We start from the raw sequence: 18,049 nt of genomic DNA, 5'->3' as shown, positions 1-18,049 counted from the left end.
GCGCGGCGGCGCGGCGCGCGGAGCGCGGCGCGCGGCTGACCTGTCGCACGGTGCGCGCTTGCGCACCCCGTGCGCGGTTCCGCGCACCGTGCCGGCCTGGAGCGCCGCACCCAGCCACCAACACCGCACCAGCCGACAAGGCGCGCACCGTGCGGACGGGAGGAACGTAGCGGCCCGGCACCGCGCCTCCACTCCGCACCGTGCGCGGTTGCGCACCCCGTGCGCGGTTCCGCGCACCGTGCCGGCCTGGAGCGCCGCACCCAGCCACCAACACCGCACCAGCCGACAAGGCGCGCACCGTGCGGACGGGAGGGACGTAGCGGGTCGGCGCCGCGCCTCCAGTCCGCACCGTGCGCGGTTGCGCATCCCGTGAGAGGTTCCACGCACCGTGCCGGCCTGTGGCGCCGCACCCAGCCACCAACACCGCACCAGCCGACGAAACGCGCACCGTGCGCGGCCACCGTCACGAACGCCTCACCAGCCGACAAGGCGCGCACCGTGCGGACGGGAGGGACGTGGCGGGCCGGCACCGCGCCTCCAGTCCGCACCGTGCGCACCGACCCATCCCGTGCGCGGTTGCGCGCACCGTGCCAGCCTGGAGCGCCGCACCCAGCCACCAACTCCGCACCGGCCGACGAAACGCGCACCGTGCGGCGGCACCGAGCGACGTCCGAGGCCGCGGGTGTTGGCTGGGGGCATGGCCAACGACCCCAACTGGAACCTCCCTGAGGTGCCCACCTTCACCCTGACCAGCCCCGACTTCAGCGACGGCGGTGTGCTCCCGACGTCCGCGCGCGGCAGCGACGTCGGCGGCGAGGACCGCTCCCCCGCGCTCGAGTGGTCCGGCGCGCCCGAGGGCACGCAGAGCTTCGTCCTCACGGTGTACGACCCCGATGCCCCGACCGGCTCCGGGTTCTGGCACTGGAGCCTGACCGACATCCCGGCCTCGGCGACCTCGCTGCCCGCCGGAGCGGGGACCGACGACGCGCTGCTCCCCGCCGAGGCGCTCCGCCGCCGGAACGAGTTCGGCACGGACACCTTCCTCGGCGCCGCTCCGCCCGCCGGGCACGGGCCGCACCGGTACTTCTTCACGCTGAGCGCGCTCGACGTGCCGGTCCTCGAGGCACCGGCCGATGCGACGCCCGCGGTCGTGGGCTTCGTGCTCCGCGAGCACCTGCTCGGACGCGCGCAGCTGGTCGGCACGCAGGAGACCCCCGCGGCGTAGTCGCGCCGGGCGCCGGGTGCTTTCGCGCTCACCGACAGGTCACGCGCTCGGCGGGCCGTGAACTGTCGGTCAGCGCGAAACCTGGTCCAGCCGACACACGGGCAGCGCGAAACCTGACCGAGCTGGCGCACGGTCAGCGCGAAACCTGACCCAGGTGGCGCGCCGCCCGCGCCACGCCCCGCAACGCCGAACGGCCGCCGCCCCGGAAGGGACGGCGGCCGTTCGTGCGTCAGGACGCGGGAGAGATCAGCCCTCGGCCGGGGCCTCGGCGTGGGTCTCGTGACCCTTGCCACCCTCGGTGTCCACCTCGTCGGCGACGACCGGCGCGAGCGACAGCTTGCCGCGGTCGTCGACCTTGGTGACCTCGACCAGGATCTTCTGGCCGACGCCGAGGACGTCCTCGACGTTCTCCACACGCTTGCCACCGGCGAGCTTGCGCACCTCGGAGACGTGGAGCAGACCGTCGCGGCCCGGGAGCAGCGACACGAACGCACCGAACGTGGCGATCTTGACGACCGTGCCGAGGAACTGGTCCCCGATCTCCGGGTTCGTCGGGTTCGCGATCGCGTTGACCTGGGCGCGGGCGGCCTCGGCCGACGGACCGTCGACGGCGCCGATGTACACGGTGCCGTCGTCCTCGATGGAGATGTCGGCGCCGGTCTCGTCCTGGATGCCGTTGATCGTCTTGCCCTTCGGGCCGATCAGCTCGCCGATCTTGTCGACGGGGATCTGCACCGAGATGACACGAGGAGCGGTGTCCGCCATCTCGTCGGGGGCGTCGATCGCCTCGTTGAGCACACCGAGGATGGCCGAGCGGGCCTCCTTGGCCTGCTTGAGCGCGGCGTCGAGGACCGACGACGGGATGCCGTCGAGCTTCGTGTCCAGCTGGATGGCCGTGACGAAGTCCGAGGTCCCGGCGACCTTGAAGTCCATGTCGCCGAGCGCGTCCTCGGCACCGAGGATGTCGGTCAGCGCCGCGTAGCGGGTCTGACCGTCGACGGTGTCGGAGACGAGGCCCATCGCGATGCCCGCGACCGGGGCCTTGAGGGGCACACCGGCGTTGAGGAGCGACAGGGTCGAGGCGCAGACGGAGCCCATCGACGTCGAACCGTTGGAGCCGAGGGCCTCGGACACCTGACGGATGGCGTAGGGGAACTCCTCGCGCGACGGCAGCACCGGCACGAGGGCGCGCTCGGCGAGGAAGCCGTGCCCGATCTCGCGACGCTTCGGCGAACCGACACGACCGGTCTCACCCGTCGAGTACGGCGGGAAGTTGTAGTGGTGCAGGTAGCGCTTCTTGGTGACGGGCGACAGCGAGTCGATCTGCTGCTCCATCTTGAGCATGTTCAGCGTGGTGACGCCCAGGATCTGGGTCTCGCCGCGCTGGAAGATCGCCGAACCGTGGACGCGCGGGATCACGGCGACCTCGGCGTCGAGCGGACGGATGTCGGCGAGGCCGCGACCGTCCATGCGGACCTGCTCGGTCAGGATGCGGCCGCGGACGACCTTCTTCGTGACCGACTTGTAGGCGCCGCTGACCTGGCCGTTGGCGCTCTCGGGGAGCTCGCCGGCCGTCACCTTGGCGGCGATGGCCTCCTTGACGCGAGCCTTGAGGGCGTCGTCGGCGTCCTGTCGCTCGAGCTTGCCGGCGATCTTGTAGACGTCGCCGAGCTCGGAGAGCGCGATGGCCTCGACCGCGTCGTAGACCTCGGGGGCGTACGGCGGGAAGACCGGGTAGTCCTGGATCTCCTTGGCCGACTGGGCGGCCATCTTCGCCTGCGCCTCGACGAGCTGCTTGAGGAACGGCTTCGCCGCCTCGAGACCCTGCGCGACGACGGCCTCGTCGGGCTTGGTGGCGCCGCCCTGGATGAGGTCCCAGCTGTGCTCGGTGGCCTCGGCCTCGACCATCATGATGGCGACGTCCTCGTTGCCGGCCTCGTCCGTGACGACACGGCCCGCGACGGTGAGGTCGAAGACGGCCTCGGCGAGCTGCGACGCCTTCGGGAACGCGACCCACTGGTCACCGATGAGCGCGAGGCGCACACCGGCGATCGGGCCGGAGAACGGCAGACCGGAGATCTGCGTCGACGCGGACGCCGCGTTGATCGCGAGCGCGTCGTAGAACTCGTCCGGAGCGATGCTCAGGACGGTGATGACGATCTGGACCTCGTTGCGGAGGCCGTCGACGAACGACGGGCGCAGCGGCCGGTCGATGAGACGGCAGACGAGGATCGCCTCGGTGCTGGGACGGCCTTCGCGACGGAAGAACGAACCGGGGATCTTGCCGGCGGCGTACGAGCGCTCCTCGACGTCGACGGTCAGCGGGAAGAAGTCGAAGCCCTCACGCGGGTGCTTGCCGGCGCTGGTGGCCGAGAGGAGCATCGTGTCCTCGTCGAGGTACGCGGCGACCGCGCCCTGGGCCTGCTGTGCGAGCCGACCGGTCTCGAACCGGACGGTGCGCTTGCCGTACTTGCCGTTGTCGAGAACGGCCTCGGCGAACTTGATCTCGGGACCCTCCAAAAGGGTGCCTCCTTGATGTGTTCGGCAGGCTGGGGCCACGGCACCCGATGGTGCGTGCGCGCCGAAGAGTTCGGGACGCATGTCTGGCCAGCAGTAGAAGCACTCGGGAAACCGTCCGGCCCGCGAGCCACCACCGATGACCAGCTCCGTGCCCGGCCTGCGCAGTGTTTGTGTGACGTCCGGGGAAACGGTCCTCGGACGTGATGGACTTTACCAGTCCTCAGCCGTTCGACGGCGAGGCTCAGGGCGAACGGGCGTGTCCTCGGTAGCCTGCCCCCATGCGCCTCACCCCTTCCCGGGGCTGGTTCGTCGCGGCCGCTGTGGTCGTCGGCGCGCTCGTCGCCCCCGTCGTCACCGCTGTCCCGGCGAACGCGACGGAGTACCCGACCTGGCAGGACGTCGAGCGCGCGAAGGGTGACGAGCAGGCGAAGAAGACCGAGGTCGCCCGGGTCCAGGCCGCCCTCGAGTCCGCGCAGCAGGCCGCAGCGGTGAAGTCGCAGGCCGCGCTCGACGCCTCCCAGAAGGCGGACGCTGCCGAGGCGGCGCTGGCCTCCGCCACCCAGGCCGCCACGGCCCTCCAGGCCCAGGCCGACCACGCGGCGGCGACCGCGGAACGCGCCGAGCAGCGCGCCGGCCAGCTCGCCGCGAACCTCTACCGCGACAGCAGCACGAGCCAGATGACCACCCGCATCGCGACGGCGAAGGACCCCTCGCAGCTGCTCTACCAGCTCGGGGCGCTCGACCAGCTGTCGTCGACGTGGGCCGACGTGATGGACGACGCCTCGGTCGCCGCGGGGACCGCGTCGTCGCTGCACGACCAGGCCACCCGCGCCGAGGACGAGCGTGCCGACCTCGCGGCCCGGGCGGAGTCGACGGCGAGCGCTGCGGAGGACGCGGAGGCGGTTGCGAACGCCGCCGTCGACGACACGCAGCAGCACAGCGACGAGCTGTACGCCCAGCTGGCGGCGCTCAAGGACACCACCGCGACGACCGAACAGCGGTACCAGCTCGGCGTGCAGGTCGCGGCGCAGAAGGCCGAGCAGCAGCGGAGGCGCGAGGCGGCAGCGGCTGCGGCAGCTGCCGCGGCGACCCACACGACGACACCCGCGACGAGCGTCGGGTCGTCCTACCCGAGCACGGGCGGCGTCGTGGTCGACCCGTCGGGAGCACAGGCCTACGCCCGCAGCGCGATCGGCGCCTACGGCTGGGGCTCCGACCAGTTCTCGTGCCTGGTGTCCCTGTGGACCCAGGAGTCCGGTTGGCGGGCGAACGCGCTGAACACGTCGAGCGGCGCGTACGGCATCCCCCAGTCGCTCCCGGCCGAGAAGATGGCGGTCGCCGGTGCGGACTGGCGGACGAACGCGGCGACGCAGATCAACTGGGGCCTGGCCTACATCCACGACGCGTACGGCTCGCCGTGCGGTGCGTGGAACCACGAGATGAGCGTCGACCCGCACTGGTACTGATCGGCCGCCGTCAGTCCGAGGTGAGTCGCAAGGCCTGCAGCGGGCACATCGCGACCGCGTCCCGGGCCGCGTCCAGCTCGTCCGGCCGGACCGGGACGTCCCGCGTCCCGCTGCCGTCCGTCGTGATCGGGTAGCCCCACTCGTCGCGCGACAGCCGCCCGGCGAGGAGCTCCGTGCAGAGCCCGCGCCCACGGCACCGGGTCCAGTCCACGTGCAGGGCGGTCACCGGGCACCTCCCACGACCTGGCAGCGACCCCCGAGGTGCGCCTGCACGTCGTCCCGGAACACGGTCATCGCGCTCCGGACCATGCGTGCCACGCCGTCGGGGTGATGGCACGCGCCCCGGCCGTCGACGAGGCCGACGAGCCGCCGCACCTCCGCCGCCAGGTCCCCGGCCGGGCGCCCGGAGGCGAGCGCCGCCACCACCTCCGCGATCCGTGGCAGGCCGTTCACGCAGGGTCCGCACCGCCCCGCCGACGCGTCGGCGAGCGCCGCCGCGATCCGCGCCGTCACCGCGATCGGACAGGTCCGGTCGTCGAGCACCGCGAGGACGCCGGCACCGGGTGCCGCTCCCCACGGCGCGAGGCCGTCCACGTCGAAGGGGGCGTCGAGCGCCGTCGCCGGCACCCAGGTCCCGCCCCATCCGCCGACCAGGACGGCGCGCGTCCGGCGTGGGTCGGCCGTGTCCAGCCGGGAGGCTCCCAACAGGTCCCCGAGCGGCGCACCCCCGGCGGTCTCGAGCACCACGGCACGGGCCGGGTCGGTCACACCGCTGACGGTGACGAGGCGGGTCCCGGGAGCCGTCGCGCTCCCGACGCTCCGCGCCCACGCCGCCCCGTACCGGGCGACGAGCGCCGCCTGCGCGAGCGTCTCGACGTTCGACACGAGGGTGGGGCGTCCGCTCGGACCACGCTCGGCGAGCCGCACGACCCGGTCCTCCGGCAGTCCGCGTCCGCCCGACACGGCGGACGCGAGGGCGCCGGCTTCACCGGACACGAACGAGGTGTGCGGCAGGGCACGGACGTCGAGGGTCACCGGGTCCGACGCCTGACCGTGCCGAGCGACCACGGCCGTCCGCTCGTCGATCGCCCGGCGGACGTGCTCGGCGAGGCGCTCGCTCGTCGCGACGACGGCCTCGGTGGCCCCCACGGCGACGGCCGCGACGACGAGGCCGTCGAGCACGAGGTGCGGGGCCCGTTCGAGGAGCACGGCGTCCTTGCGGCTGGCCGGCTCGCCCTCTGCGCCGTTCCCGACGATGACGGGTGTGCGTCCGCTCCGCCCGCGACGCGCCTGTCCCGCGACGACCTGGAGCTTCCGCGCGAGGGGGAACCCGGCGCCGCCGCGACCGTCGATCCCGGCGAGGCCGATCTCGTCGACGATGCCCGGGCCGATCGCCGGCACCGTGCCGTGGGCGGCGAGGTGGGCCGCCAGGTCCGGGCCGGCCGCCGCGAGGAGACGCCGGGTGCCGGTGGGCGGCGCGGCGGTGGTGGTGGGCGTGGTGGTGGTCATCGGACGGCCTCCGGTCGGATGGAGTGGAACTCGGTGACGCGGGTGGTGCAGCGCCAGGCGACCGCGCCGACGACCGCGGCGGCGCAGACCCCGGCGATGACGAGGAACCACACGGACGTGCCGTCCGTCCCGGTCCCGATCGCGTGCGCCATCGCGACGGGCCACATCGCGTAGGCCGCCCAGTGCACCGCACGGAAGACCCGGGGGCCGATGACGCGTCGGAGGAGCGCCGTGACGACGAGCACGACGAGCAGGTCCACGGCGAGGGTGCCGAGTCCGAGCCAGAACCACCGGTACGACCCGGTGAACGGGACGACGGTGTCGACCAGGCGCAGCTCGGCCTCGGTGTCGAACAGCAGGGACACGACGTGCACGAGGACCAGCACGGTGGAGGCGAGGGAGACGTCCCGGTGCACCAGCTGCACGGCGAACCGCGGCAGTCCCGGGAGCGGGCGTCCGCCGCGCGTGACGATGCCGAGGAGCACGGTGAGCGTCAGGAGCAGGACCGCGGCGACACCGGCACCGCGGCCGACGACCCAGAGTGCGGTGTCCATCAGGCGGCCGTCCGTGCGTCGTCGGCGGGCCAGCCGCCGAGTCGGACGACGGTGCCGTCGGCGGCGACGAGCCGCGCGGCCCGCCCGCTCTGCCGGAGCATCTCGGTGGCGCCGTGGCCGCGGACGATCGCCGCGGTCGTCATCGTGTTGGCGGTGACGCACGACGGCGCGACGACGGTGACCGAGCGCCAGACGGGGTCGGCCGGCAGCCCCCACCGCGGGTCGAGGATGTGGTGTCGGGCGTGGCCGTCCTGCTCCCAGCGGCGCTTCTGGGTGCTCGAGGTCGCGACGGACCAGCCGGAGGCGATCCGGACGTGGTCGACGGGGTCCTCGTCGAGGTCCTGCACGCGCACCTGCCAGCCGCCGGACGGGTCCGGGCCGGCGGTCGCGACGTCCCCGCCGAGCGAGACGAGGGCGCCGATGCCGAGGCGGGCGGCGATGCTCGCGGCGGCCATGTCGGCGGCGGCGGCCTTGGCGGTGGCGCCGAGGTCGAGCGTGACGCCCTCGGGGACGCGCAGGAACGTGCCGGCCAGCAGGACGCGCTGCCACGCCGGTCGGGCGTCGAGTGCGCGGGCGACGGCCTCGGGCGTGGCGACGGGCGGGGCGTCGGCGAACGCGGCGTCGTACCCGAGGGACACCATGCGGGTGCCGAGGGTGGGGTCGACGTCGCCGTCGGTGGCCCGGGCCGCGTCGAGCGCCTGGTGCACGAGCGCGGCGAGGAGCGGGGAGACCTCGGCGCCTCGGACGAGCTCGTCGGCGCGGGCGACGAGCTCGGAGTCGCTCCGGAAGCGGCTGCACGCCGCGTCGACGGCGGCGGTGACCTCGTCGACGCAGGACCGGGCGGCGTCGAGGTGGCGACGGTCGCGGTGGTCGAGGACGACACGGGCGGTGGTGGTCCAGAGGTCCCACTCGGCTGCGGCGCGCACGGTCACGACCCTGTCGTCGTCGCGTCGGAGGAGCTGGACCCGCCCGTGGTGCCCTGCGTCACGCCCTGGTCGGTGGACGTCCCGGAGTCGGTGGACGTGCCCGAGTCGGTCGAGGACGAGTCGCTCGACGACGAGTCGTTCGAGGACGAACCGCTCGACGAGGAGTCCGTCGACGTCGAGTCGCCGGACGACGAGGAGGACGAGGACGTCGACGAGTCCGGGTCGCTCGTCGTGCTCGAGTTCGACGACCCGCTCGTCGTCCCGTCCGTCGTGGTCGTGGCCTGCTCGTGCCCGAACCACAGCCCGGCCCCGGTGACCATCGCGACCGCGAGTCCGCCCAGGCTCACGAGCGCACTCGTGATCCGGGCGGAGCGCCTGCCGTTCCGTCTGGTGTCCATCGGTCCTCCTCGTCGTCGAGACGAGGTTCCCGAGCGCTCCGATGAGCGGGCCGAGGACGGGCTGCGCCCCGGCCGGACGAACCCTGTGGCGGGTCTAAGAGCGCGCGGCCTGCCGGCCGAGGCCGCCGAGCATGGTCTGGAAGTCCGCGGTCACGGGGAGCGCGTCGGCCGTCTGCGGGGTCCGACGGGAGGCGCGGATCGCCCAGGCCAGGTCGTCCCCGGCCCGGCGGATGCGACCGTCGAGTGCGGCCGAGTCCCCGGCGCTCCCCCAGTCGTCCGTGGCCGCGAACACCCCGGTGGGGACGACGGCGGCGCGGAGGTACGCGAACACCGGACGCAGCGCGTGGTCGATCGCGAGCGAGTGCCGTGCGGTGCCGCCGGTCGCCCCGAGCAGGACCGGCATGTCGGCGAGCGAGTCCTTGTCGAGCACGTCGAGGAACGACTTCGCGAGGCCGCTCACCCCGGCGGTGAAGATCGGCGTGACGAACACGACGGCGTCGGCCTCGACGACGGTCGCCGTCGCGGCGGACAGCGCCGGCGCGGCGAACCCGGTGAGCATCGCGTCGGTGATCTCGTGCGCCAGCGGACGCAGGTCGACGTGCCGGACGTGCGCCGCGCCTCCTGGCAGTCCGGACGGGCTCGGTGCCGCGAGCGCCGCGACGGTGGCCTCGCCGAGGCGGTCGGCGAGCAGGCGGGTGGAGCTGGGCTCGGAGAGCCCGGCGGAGACGACGGCGATGGTGGTCATGGTGGATCCCGACTTTCGATGCGTTTGCATGAACATCGTACCGAACCGCGCGGCTGCCGCAAGCATTCCCGTGGGAACCGAGAACGCCCCGGTCCTCGTTCGAGGGCCGGGGCGTTCGGTCAAGCCGTGTGTCGGTCGACTAGCGACGCAGGCCGAGACGCTCGATGAGCGCACGGTAGCGGGCGATGTCGACGTCGGAGAGGTAACCGAGGAGACGGCGACGCTGACCGACCATGAGCAGCAGACCACGACGCGAGTGGTGGTCGTGCTTGTGCTCCTTGAGGTGCTCGTTCAGGTCGTTGATGCGACGCGTCAGAACGGCGACCTGGACCTCGGGGGATCCGGTGTCGCCCGGGTGGGTCGCGTACTCTTCGATGATCTCCTGCTTGACCTTCGCGTCAAGTGCCATGGATGATCCCCTTCCTGTCCGTTGCGCGGTGCCCGTGCCTGATGCACGAGCGCTCTTTGTCCGCGGCCGTTCGACGGCAACCGCGCAAGACTACCAGATCCTCACGCCGTCCTGGCACGCAGTCGACGCCGTCGCGGAGCCGGCAGCAGGCTCCGGACGAGGCCGACGAGGGTGGCGCCGAGCAGGCCGCCGAGCCCGTTGGACAGGACGTCGCGCGGATCGGCGACGCGGTACGGCAGGTAGGTGGCCTGCGCGAACTCGATCCCGGTGGACAGCACGACGGCGACGAGTGCGCCGAGGATCCACCACCGACGCGGGAGCCAGAGCGCGGCGAGCATGCCGACGGGGACGAACATCGCGATGTTGGCGAGGAACTCCGTGCGCTCGTACGTGAACCACGCGCCGTGCGGGAGCTGCTGCACCCAGGCGATGGCGTGCAGGACGAGGGAGTTCTGCGCCGAGGTGAAGACCTGCGGCGTGAGGGTCATCCGCCAGATCACCCAGGCGTACGCCGCGGTCAGGGCGAGGAGGAGGAGCTTCCGGAACATCCGGACAGTCTGGGGCACCGTCCTGGCAAGAACCGACGGCCACGCTGGGTGAACGCCCGGTGCGTCCTCCGGGCCTGGCCGCGTGCGGGTCACACCTGCGAGCATGGGCGCATGCCGAGTCTCGACGGAACCCGTGCACGCCGGAGCCCCGGCCGCCGCCAGTGGACCTGGATCGGGCTCGCCGCGGTCGTGGTCGCCGCACTCGTCGTGACGCTCGTGCTGGTGCTCCCCCGCGACACCGCACCGACGGGCCGGCAGGTCGCCGAGCGGAAGACGGCGGCCGAGGCCTTCCCCGGCGGACTCGCCGAGCAGCCCGCCGCCGAGAACCAACCCGGCCGACGCGAGGCCACGGCGCGGGCCGACGGCGACAGCGCGACGGCGCGGAAGATCGCCGTGATCGCCGACCAACCGATCGCCACCTGGCTGACGGACACCTCGGTGTCCGAGACGCGTCAGACCATCCGGGACGTCGTCCGCAGCGCTGAGCGGCAACGGAAGACACCGGTGTTCGTCCTCTACAACGTCCCCGACCGCGACTGCGGCAGCTACTCGAAGGGCGGGACCGCGGCGGACGCGTACCTGCCGTGGGTCCGGTCGGCAGTGCGAGCGATGGCCGGCTCCCACGCGGTGGTCCTGGTCGAACCCGACGCCATCGCCCAGATCCAGGTGTGCAAGCGCCTCGAACGCGACCGCCTGCCGCTGCTCCGCAAGGCCGTCGACGAGCTCGCCGGGCACGGCCTCACCGTCTACCTCGACGGCGGGAACGAGAACCGCGTGCCGACGGCGACGATGGCACGGTGGCTGCGCGAGGCCGGGGTCGACCGGGTGCAGGGCTTCTTCACGAACGTGTCCAACTTCTACCGCGTCGACCAGGAACGCGCCTGGGCCGACCGGCTCGCCGACGCGATCGGGGGCGACCCGCACTTCGTCATCGACGTCTCGCGCAACGGGCAGGGCTGGCGCGGCACCTGGTGCAACCCCGAGGGCGCGGGGCTCGGGCAGACCCCGCACGTCACCCGCGGCTCCACCCGGCTCGACGCCCTGCTCTGGGTGAAGACGCCCGGGCTGAGCGACGGCACCTGCAACGGCGGACCCCCTGCCGGCGTGTGGTGGGAGTCCTACGCGCTCGCCCTCGTGGAGAACCGCAAGGAGGGCTGAGGGCGGTGTCGGTGCCCGGTGGTTGCATGACGCCATGACCCCGCGCGACCGCATCCGATCCGTCGTCCCGCCGTACCTGCTCCGCGCCGTGGCCGACGCCCAGGGCTTCCCCCGTGCGTCGTCGGCCGCCCGGACGGCGCTGGCCTCGCTCGACACCGTGCAGCGACCGAAGCACGACCACCGGGTCCCGCCGCAGGGCGTCAGCGGCACGGTCGACCGCTCGCCGCAGCGGACCATCTCCGACGCCCACGGGGGCACGACCCTGCCCGGTACGACCGTCCGGCGCGAGGGCGACCCGGTCACCGGTGACGCCGCGGTGGACGAGGCGTACACCGGCCTCGGCGACACGCACGCCTTCTGGCTCGAGGTGTTCGGACGGGTGTCGATCGACGGAGCCGGGCTGCCCCTCGACGCCACGGTGCACTACGGGCAGGACTACGACAACGCCTACTGGGACGGCAGCCGGATGGTCTTCGGCGACGGCGACGGCGAGGTCTTCGAGCGCTTCACGATCGCGGTCGACGTCATCGGCCACGAACTCGCGCACGGTGTCACGCAGTACACCGCCGACCTGACGTACGAGGGGCAGTCCGGCGCGCTGAACGAGTCGATCAGCGACGTGTTCGGCTCGCTCGTCGCCCAGTACGCCAAGCGCCAGAGCGCCGACCAGGCGTCGTGGCTCATCGGCGAGGGGCTCTTCACGCCGGCGGTGCACGGGGTCGCCCTGCGGTCCATGAAGGCACCGGGCACCGCGTACGACGACCCGGTGCTCGGCAAGGACCCGCAGCCCGCGACCATGGCCGGGTACGTCGACACCACCGAGGACTCCGGCGGCGTGCACACCAACTCCGGCATCCCGAACCACGCGTTCTACCTCGCCGCCACCGCCATCGGGGGCAACGCGTGGGAGGGGGCCGGCGCCGTCTGGTGGGACGCCCTCACGTCGAGCGCGGTGACCGCGTCGATCGACTTCGCCGGGTTCGCGGCCGTCACGGTGGACGCAGCCCGCACCCGCTTCGGGGACGGCTCCGCCGAGCACACCGCCGTCGCGGACGCCTGGCGGACGGTGGGCGTGCTCGACTGAACCGGGCCGTCGGCGTACCGTCAGCACCATGCACATCGACGTCCGCCGCAGTGGGGGCATCGCCGGCACGACCAGGGGGTGGCGCGTCGACACCGACGCCTCGGACGACCCCGCCGGGTGGTCGGAACTCGTCGGGGCGCTCCCCCGCGACGCCCCGAGCGCCCCGGCACCGGGCGTCCGCGACGACTTCACGTGGACGATCACCGTCGAACGGACGACGGTCACGATCCCCGGCACCCGCCTCGACGGCCCGTGGGCGGCACTCGTGACGCGCGTGCGGACCGAGGGCGCGCCGACCTGACGGACGCGCCCCGCGCCTCCCGTGCGCCCGCGCCCGCGCCCGCGCCCGCGCGCCCGCCCCATTGCGCTTGGTGAGCAGAAATGGTCGGGTCGCCCGCGCGCACCCGACCATTTCTGCTCACGAAGTGGCTCGCACGACGCACGACGCGCGCGCGAAGTGACCCGCACGACGCGCGCACGAAGTGACACGCACGACGCACGCACGACGTGCCGCGAGCGGCGCTCAGGTGACGTCGACGACGGTCAGGCGACGCGTCGGGCGCGTCATGGCGACGTACACGGCAGCAGCCGCACGTGCCGCGTCCTGTCCGACCCGCTCCGGATCGACCAGCAGCACGCCGTCGAACTCGAGGCCCTTCGCATCGGCACCCGTGAGCACCGTGACGGACCCCGGCCGGGGCGACCCGAGCGACCGGACGTCCGCCGTGGTCCGGGCCAAGCGCTCCCGGACGGCGTCGACGTCGGCCTCGGGCACGATGACACCGGTCGTGCCGCTGCCGATCGCGGCTCGTTCGGCCTCGACGAGCGCGGCGACCGTGTCGAGCACCGCTGCCCGATCGGACGTGACGCGCTGCACGGGGTCACCGTCGCGGACGGCTTCGGTCTTCGTGACCATCAACCCCGCCGCGTCGGCGAACTCCCCAGCGGCGAGCACGATCGACCGCGGGGTGCGGTAGTTCACGGTGAGCTCCTCGACGCGGTGCTCGATCGGCACCAGCGGCGCACGACCCCGACGACGACGGGCGAGGGCGCCGACCACGTCGTCCCACGAGCGCGCGGCCCCGGGCGAGGACCCCTGCGCCATGTCGCCCACGATGGTGAACGACCGGAGCGGGTTCCGGCGGGCGAGCACGCGCCACTGCATCGGCGAGAGCTCCTGCGCCTCGTCGACGACGATGTGGCCGTAGGTCCACTCGCGGTCCTCGGCGGCGCGCTCGGCCGTGGAGCGGGGGTCGCCGCCCTCGGCGAAGGACCCGGCGACCTGCTCGGCCGTGACGATGCCCTCGACCCCCATGTTCTCGATCGCCTGGCGGGCGTTCTCGATGTCGCGGTTGCGGCTCGCCTTGGCCGCACGCTTCGCAGCCCCGCCGGTGGGGTCGAACGGGCCGAGGAGCTCGGCGGCCTCGTCGAGGAGCGGGACGTCCTCGACCGTGAACTCGGCACCGCGGTCGCGCAGCAGGAGTGCCCGGCGTTCCGGGGTCCAGTGCGGGGTGAGCGTGGCGAGCCAGTTCGGTCGGGCGTACAGGTCCTCGAGGAACTTCTCCGGCGGCAGCGGCAGCCACGCGGTGTTGAGCAGCACGCGGGCGTCGTACGACGAGCGGATGTCCTCGCGCAGGACCTTCTCGTCCGCCTCGTCGACGGTGGTCCCGCGCTCGCGGAGCTGCTCGGCGAGCAGGCGTGTCATCGCGTCGAGGGCGATCTTGTTGAACGTGACGCGGGCGGCGTTGTGGGGCTTCCCGCGGTCCTGCGCGCGCTTCATGGCGTCGGCGACGAGCTCGGGCGGCACGACGAGCCGCTCCCCCTCGACGTCGAGCGTGACCGACTCGGTCGGGACGACCTGGCGGGACCGCACGGCGCGACGGAGCAGCTGCGCCATCTCGGCCGAGCCCTTCACCGCGGCGACGTCGCGCTGGTCGTGCCGGGAGGCGTGCACGCCCGGGTAGAGCGAGCCGAGCGAGGCCATCACCACGCCGGTCTCGCCGAGCGACGGCAGCACCTGCTCGATGTAGGTGAGGAACGCCGGCGACGGGCCGACCATGAGCACGCCGGAGCCCCGGAGTCGTTCGCGGTAGGAGTAGAGCAGGTACGCGGCACGGTGCAGGGCGACAGCGGTCTTGCCGGTACCGGGGCCGCCCTGGACGATGAGCACGCCCTCGAGCGGCGACCGGATGATGCGGTCCTGCTCGCCCTGGATCGTCGCGACGATGTCGGTCATCCGGCCGGTGCGCTCGGCGGTGACCGCGGCGAGGAGCGCGCCCTCGCCCTGCAGGTGGGTGCGCTCGTCGTCGTAGAGGCTGGCGTCGAAGACCTCGTCCTCGACGCCGATGACGCTGCGGCCGTCGAGCGTCAGGTGCCGACGGGCGCGCATGCCCATCGGGTGCGCCGCGGTCGCCTGGTAGAAGGCGCTCGCCCCGGGGACCCGCCAGTCGAGCAGGAGCGGACGGTGGTCACGGTCCCGCAGGCCCACGCGGCCGATGTAGCGGAAGGCGTCCTCGTCGCTGTCCGGTTCGGACACCTCGAGCCGACCGAACACCAGCCGGTCGCCGACGCGTTCGAGTGTCGCGATGGTGTCCTCGTAGAGCCGGGCGTACGCATCGCGCTCGCTGCGGCTCTGGTGGTTCCCGCCGACCGCCTGGCGGCGGGTTTCGGCGAGACGCTGCTCGGCCTCGGCGGTCAGCTCGTCGAGACGGCAGAAGAGGCCGTCCACGTAGCCGCGCTCGCGGTCGATCTCGGTCGGTTCGGACACACACAACCCTTCGGGACAGGGGAACCCAGTGTAGTCCCCCCATCCCGAAGTGAGACTTCCTACATCTCTTCGTGCGTGTCCGGGTCGCCGTCCCAGAGGCGTCCGCGCTCGAGGCCGGAGATCGCCGCCACCTCGTCGTCGGTCAGCGCGAAGCCGAAGACGTCGAGGTTCTCGCGCTGCCGGTCCGCGTCGCCGGACTTCGGCACCGGGACGGCACCGATCTGGACGTGCCAGCGGAGCACGACCTGGCCGGGTGCGACCCCGTGCGCGGCCGCGGCGTCGACGACGGGCTGCTCGCTGAGCAGTTCCGACCGCTTCGCCAGGGGGCTCCAGCTCTCGGTCACGATGCCGAGCTCCTGGTGCACCTTCCGCAGTTCCGCCTGGGGGAAGTACGGGTGCAGCTCGACCTGGTTCACGGCCGGGGCGACACCCGTCGCGTCCACGATGCGGCGCAGGTGCTCCGGCGTGAAGTTCGAGACGCCGATCGAGCGCACCTTGCCGCTGTCACGCAGGTCGACGAAGGCCTTCCAGGTGTCGACGAACTTGTCCACCGAGGGGTTCGGCCAGTGGATGAGGTAGAGGTCGACGGAGTCGAGACCGAGGTTGCCGAGCGTCTCGTCGATCGACCGGTGTGCCTCGTCGTAGCCGTGGTGGCGCCCGGGGAGCTTCGAGGTCACGACGATGTCCTCGCGCGCGACGTCGGACTCGCGGACGGCCTTGCCGACGGCGTCCTCGTTGCCGTAGTTCAGCGCCGTGTCGAGCAGCCGGTAGCCGCCCGCGAGCGCGGTGCCGACCGCCGCCGCCCCCTCGTCGCCGTTCAGGCCGTAGGTGCCGAGGCCGAGCTCCGGGAAGCGGTGGCCGTCGTTCAGCTCGATGGTCGGGGCGCCGACCTGCATCAGCGGACCCCGAGCAGGTCGATGACGAAGATCAGGGTCTTGCCGGACAGGAAGTGGCCGCCGCCCGCGGGGCCGTAGGCGAGCTCCGGCGGGACGACGAGCTTGCGGCGCCCGCCGACCTTCATGCCGGGGATGCCCTCCTGCCAGCCGCGCACCAGGGCCGCGAGCGGGAAGTCGATCGGCTCGCCGCGGTTCCACGAGCTGTCGAACTCCTCGCCGGTCTCGTACTCGACGCCGGCGTAGTGCACCTTGACGGTCGACCCGGCGGAGGCCACGTCGCCGGAGCCCTCGACGATGTCGGTGACGACGAGCTCGGTGGGGGCGGGGCCCTCGGGGGCGTCGAACTCGGGCTTGCTGTTCAGGTCAGTCATGCCCGCCAGTCAACCAGAGGTGGACAACGGCAGGCGCACCGACCGTCCAGCCCCCAGAATGGTTCCACCGTGACATCATCCACACTGACCGACGCGCGCCGACGCCGTCTCCTCGCCGACCTCACCCCGCTCCGCCGCTCCCCCGCCTTCGCCCGGCTGTGGCTCGGGACCGCGATCGCCGGCATCGGCACGCAGATGACGACCGTCGCCGTCGGCCTCGAGGTCTACGACATCACCGGCTCGACCTTCGCGGTCGCCCTCGTCGGCGTGATCGCGCTGCTGCCGATGATCGTCGCCGGCCTCTACGGCGGGATGCTCGCCGACGCCTTCGACCGGCGCACGGTCGCCCTCGTGTCCGCGATCATCGCCTGGGCCGCGGTCGCCCTGATCGCCACGCACGCCTGGCTCGGACTCCACAGCGTCGCCCTGCTGTACGTGCTCGCCACGGTGAACGCCGTCGCCGCGACCGTCAGCAACGCCTCGCGCTCGGCGATCGTGCCGCGCCTGGTCGGCACCGACCTGCTCCCCGCGGCGAGCGCCCTCGGTGGCATCGCCTCGGGCTTCCAGGTCACGGTGGGTCCCGCGGTCGCGGGCGTGCTCATCGCGGCCGTCGGCTTCGCCCCGACCTACACGATCGACGTCGTGCTGTTCACCTTCGCGTTCCTCGGGGTGTTCACCCTGCCGCGGATGGCCGCCGACCGCGACGCGCTCCGGCCGGGGCTCGGCTCGCTCGTCGAGGGTGCGCGGTTCCTCCGACGCTCCCGGAACATCACCATGACGTTCGTGCTCGACATCGTCGCGATGACGTTCGGGCAGCCGCGCGTGCTCTTCCCGGCGATCGGCGCGCTCGTGATCGGCGGCGGGTCGATCACGGTCGGCACCCTCACCGCCGCGTACGCGATCGGCGCCCTGCTCTCGAGCGTCTTCTCCGGTCCGCTCGGGCACGTCCGCCGCCAGGGCGAGGCGGTCGGTTGGGCGATCACCGCCTACGGCGGCGCGATCGCGGCGTTCGGCGTGGTCATCGCCTGCGCCCACGCACTCGGCGGTCGCCAGGGCGACGCGTTCACCACCGGCATCCTGCCGGCGCTCGGTCTCGCGGCGCTCTTCCTCGCGGCGGCCGGTGGCGCGGACAACGTCAGCTCGGTGTTCCGGAACACGATCCTGCAGGCGGCCTCGCCGGACGGCATGCGCGGGCGGCTGCAGGGCATCTTCATCGTCGTCGTGACGGGGGGCCCGCGGCTCGGCGACCTCTACGCGGGGCTCGTGGTGGCCGCCGGCATCGCGTACCCGCCGATCATCGGCGGCGTGCTCATCATCGGCCTGGTCGCGCTGCTCCTCCGTGCGGTGCCGTCCTTCCGCCGGTACGACGCCCGGCACCCGCACGCCGACTGACGCGCGGAGCGGCCGCCGGACGCGACCGCCCACCGGACGGGAGGCGCGGTGCGGGCCCGGCACGCGCCTCCCGGCCCGCAG

Annotated in this window: 18 protein-coding genes; 6 read left to right on the top strand and 12 right to left on the bottom strand. The window is 73.1% G+C overall.

Features of this window, described 5'->3' with window-relative positions:
* Positions 1-697 precede the first annotated feature (697 nt).
* Positions 698-1,225, top strand: a complete 528-nt coding sequence (locus ACNQOV_RS11155; protein WP_402263961.1) for a YbhB/YbcL family Raf kinase inhibitor-like protein — start codon at positions 698-700, stop codon at positions 1,223-1,225.
* Positions 1,226-1,471: 246 nt separating this feature from the next.
* Here the strand turns inward: ACNQOV_RS11155 and ACNQOV_RS11150 are convergent, their stop codons facing one another.
* Positions 1,472-3,745, bottom strand: coding sequence for a polyribonucleotide nucleotidyltransferase (locus ACNQOV_RS11150; protein WP_402263964.1), 2,274 nt, complete (start codon positions 3,743-3,745; stop codon positions 1,472-1,474).
* Positions 3,746-4,023: 278 nt separating this feature from the next.
* Here ACNQOV_RS11150 and ACNQOV_RS11145 point away from each other — a divergent pair, with 278 nt between their 5' ends.
* A complete protein-coding gene (locus ACNQOV_RS11145) occupies positions 4,024-5,211 on the top strand; it encodes a coiled-coil domain-containing protein (RefSeq protein WP_031260868.1) in 1,188 nt (395 codons plus the stop codon).
* A gap of 10 nt (positions 5,212-5,221) precedes the next feature.
* On the opposite strand, the gene ACNQOV_RS11140 is transcribed toward ACNQOV_RS11145, so the two are convergent.
* From ACNQOV_RS11140 to ACNQOV_RS11105, 8 genes are all read right to left on the bottom strand, one after another.
* On the bottom strand, positions 5,222-5,437 hold the full coding sequence (locus tag ACNQOV_RS11140) for a ferredoxin (protein WP_022905308.1): 216 nt from the start codon (positions 5,435-5,437) through the stop codon (positions 5,222-5,224).
* Positions 5,434-6,720 (bottom strand): NADH-ubiquinone oxidoreductase-F iron-sulfur binding region domain-containing protein, encoded by a 1,287-nt coding sequence (locus ACNQOV_RS11135; RefSeq protein ID WP_416394542.1) that lies wholly within the window; start codon positions 6,718-6,720, stop codon positions 5,434-5,436. The genes ACNQOV_RS11140 and ACNQOV_RS11135 overlap by 4 nt, the downstream gene beginning before the upstream one ends.
* Positions 6,717-7,274 carry a ferric reductase-like transmembrane domain-containing protein gene (locus ACNQOV_RS11130; protein WP_416394541.1) on the bottom strand — a complete coding sequence of 186 codons (558 nt, stop codon included), beginning with the start codon at positions 7,272-7,274 and terminating at the stop codon, positions 6,717-6,719. Before ACNQOV_RS11130 ends, ACNQOV_RS11135 begins: the two co-directional genes overlap by 4 nt.
* Positions 7,274-8,200 (bottom strand): FAD:protein FMN transferase, encoded by a 927-nt coding sequence (locus ACNQOV_RS11125; protein ID WP_416394540.1) that lies wholly within the window; start codon positions 8,198-8,200, stop codon positions 7,274-7,276. Before ACNQOV_RS11125 ends, ACNQOV_RS11130 begins: the two co-directional genes overlap by 1 nt.
* 2 nt (positions 8,201-8,202) lie before the next feature.
* Positions 8,203-8,598: a hypothetical protein gene (locus tag ACNQOV_RS11120; protein WP_416394539.1), complete on the bottom strand. Its 396-nt coding sequence runs from the start codon at positions 8,596-8,598 to the stop codon at positions 8,203-8,205.
* 94 nt (positions 8,599-8,692) lie between these two features.
* A complete protein-coding gene (locus ACNQOV_RS11115) occupies positions 8,693-9,343 on the bottom strand; it encodes a CE1759 family FMN reductase (protein ID WP_402263982.1) in 651 nt (216 codons plus the stop codon).
* Between the two features lie 139 nt (positions 9,344-9,482).
* A complete protein-coding gene (rpsO, locus tag ACNQOV_RS11110; protein ID WP_070416523.1) occupies positions 9,483-9,752 on the bottom strand; it encodes a 30S ribosomal protein S15 in 270 nt (89 codons plus the stop codon).
* Between the two features lie 101 nt (positions 9,753-9,853).
* Positions 9,854-10,300: a VanZ family protein gene (locus tag ACNQOV_RS11105; RefSeq protein ID WP_416394538.1), complete on the bottom strand. Its 447-nt coding sequence runs from the start codon at positions 10,298-10,300 to the stop codon at positions 9,854-9,856.
* A 111-nt stretch (positions 10,301-10,411) separates the two neighbouring features.
* On the opposite strand from ACNQOV_RS11105, the gene ACNQOV_RS11100 reads away from it, so the two are divergent.
* Genes ACNQOV_RS11100 through ACNQOV_RS11090 form a run of 3 tightly spaced genes read left to right on the top strand, consistent with a single transcriptional unit; the run spans position 10,412 to position 12,843 of the window.
* Positions 10,412-11,458 carry a glycoside hydrolase family 6 protein gene (locus ACNQOV_RS11100; RefSeq protein ID WP_416394537.1) on the top strand — a complete coding sequence of 349 codons (1,047 nt, stop codon included), beginning with the start codon at positions 10,412-10,414 and terminating at the stop codon, positions 11,456-11,458.
* Positions 11,459-11,492: 34 nt separating this feature from the next.
* Positions 11,493-12,542: a M4 family metallopeptidase gene (locus ACNQOV_RS11095; protein WP_416394536.1), complete on the top strand. Its 1,050-nt coding sequence runs from the start codon at positions 11,493-11,495 to the stop codon at positions 12,540-12,542.
* 28 nt (positions 12,543-12,570) lie between these two features.
* Entirely contained in the window at positions 12,571-12,843 is a 273-nt protein-coding gene (locus ACNQOV_RS11090) for a protealysin inhibitor emfourin (protein ID WP_402263995.1), read from the top strand.
* Positions 12,844-13,065: 222 nt separating this feature from the next.
* Here the strand turns inward: ACNQOV_RS11090 and ACNQOV_RS11085 are convergent, their stop codons facing one another.
* The 3 genes from ACNQOV_RS11085 to ACNQOV_RS11075 are packed head-to-tail and all read right to left on the bottom strand — an operon-like array spanning position 13,066 to position 16,576.
* Positions 13,066-15,309 carry a HelD family protein gene (locus ACNQOV_RS11085; RefSeq protein ID WP_416394535.1) on the bottom strand — a complete coding sequence of 748 codons (2,244 nt, stop codon included), beginning with the start codon at positions 15,307-15,309 and terminating at the stop codon, positions 13,066-13,068.
* Positions 15,310-15,368: 59 nt separating this feature from the next.
* Complete coding sequence (locus tag ACNQOV_RS11080) at positions 15,369-16,205, bottom strand: aldo/keto reductase (RefSeq protein WP_022908612.1); 837 nt, start codon at positions 16,203-16,205, stop codon at positions 15,369-15,371.
* Positions 16,205-16,576 carry an FKBP-type peptidyl-prolyl cis-trans isomerase gene (locus ACNQOV_RS11075; RefSeq protein WP_022908613.1) on the bottom strand — a complete coding sequence of 124 codons (372 nt, stop codon included), beginning with the start codon at positions 16,574-16,576 and terminating at the stop codon, positions 16,205-16,207. The genes ACNQOV_RS11080 and ACNQOV_RS11075 overlap by 1 nt, the downstream gene beginning before the upstream one ends.
* A gap of 69 nt (positions 16,577-16,645) precedes the next feature.
* Here ACNQOV_RS11075 and ACNQOV_RS11070 point away from each other — a divergent pair, with 69 nt between their 5' ends.
* On the top strand, positions 16,646-17,968 hold the full coding sequence (locus tag ACNQOV_RS11070; protein ID WP_416394534.1) for an MFS transporter: 1,323 nt from the start codon (positions 16,646-16,648) through the stop codon (positions 17,966-17,968).
* Positions 17,969-18,049 lie beyond the last annotated feature (81 nt).

Source organism: Curtobacterium sp. LFS084 (assembly GCF_047977705.1).
Lineage (GTDB): Bacteria > Actinomycetota > Actinomycetes > Actinomycetales > Microbacteriaceae > Curtobacterium.
The sequence above is the reverse complement of the archived record's forward strand: the minus strand, read 5'-3'. Positions and strand labels throughout refer to the sequence as shown.

Coding starts and splice junctions, on each gene's coding strand:
- ACNQOV_RS11155 (WP_402263961.1), top strand. CDS start 698: ATGGCCAACGACCCCAACTGGAACCTCCCTGAGGTGCCCACCTTCACC.
- ACNQOV_RS11145 (WP_031260868.1), top strand. CDS start 4,024: ATGCGCCTCACCCCTTCCCGGGGCTGGTTCGTCGCGGCCGCTGTGGTC.
- ACNQOV_RS11135 (WP_416394542.1), bottom strand. CDS start 6,720: ATGACCACCACCACGCCCACCACCACCGCCGCGCCGCCCACCGGCACC.
- ACNQOV_RS11130 (WP_416394541.1), bottom strand. CDS start 7,274: ATGGACACCGCACTCTGGGTCGTCGGCCGCGGTGCCGGTGTCGCCGCG.
- ACNQOV_RS11120 (WP_416394539.1), bottom strand. CDS start 8,598: ATGGACACCAGACGGAACGGCAGGCGCTCCGCCCGGATCACGAGTGCG.
- ACNQOV_RS11115 (WP_402263982.1), bottom strand. CDS start 9,343: ATGACCACCATCGCCGTCGTCTCCGCCGGGCTCTCCGAGCCCAGCTCC.
- rpsO (WP_070416523.1), bottom strand. CDS start 9,752: ATGGCACTTGACGCGAAGGTCAAGCAGGAGATCATCGAAGAGTACGCG.
- ACNQOV_RS11105 (WP_416394538.1), bottom strand. CDS start 10,300: ATGTTCCGGAAGCTCCTCCTCCTCGCCCTGACCGCGGCGTACGCCTGG.
- ACNQOV_RS11100 (WP_416394537.1), top strand. CDS start 10,412: ATGCCGAGTCTCGACGGAACCCGTGCACGCCGGAGCCCCGGCCGCCGC.
- ACNQOV_RS11095 (WP_416394536.1), top strand. CDS start 11,493: ATGACCCCGCGCGACCGCATCCGATCCGTCGTCCCGCCGTACCTGCTC.
- ACNQOV_RS11090 (WP_402263995.1), top strand. CDS start 12,571: ATGCACATCGACGTCCGCCGCAGTGGGGGCATCGCCGGCACGACCAGG.
- ACNQOV_RS11080 (WP_022908612.1), bottom strand. CDS start 16,205: ATGCAGGTCGGCGCCCCGACCATCGAGCTGAACGACGGCCACCGCTTC.
- ACNQOV_RS11075 (WP_022908613.1), bottom strand. CDS start 16,576: ATGACTGACCTGAACAGCAAGCCCGAGTTCGACGCCCCCGAGGGCCCC.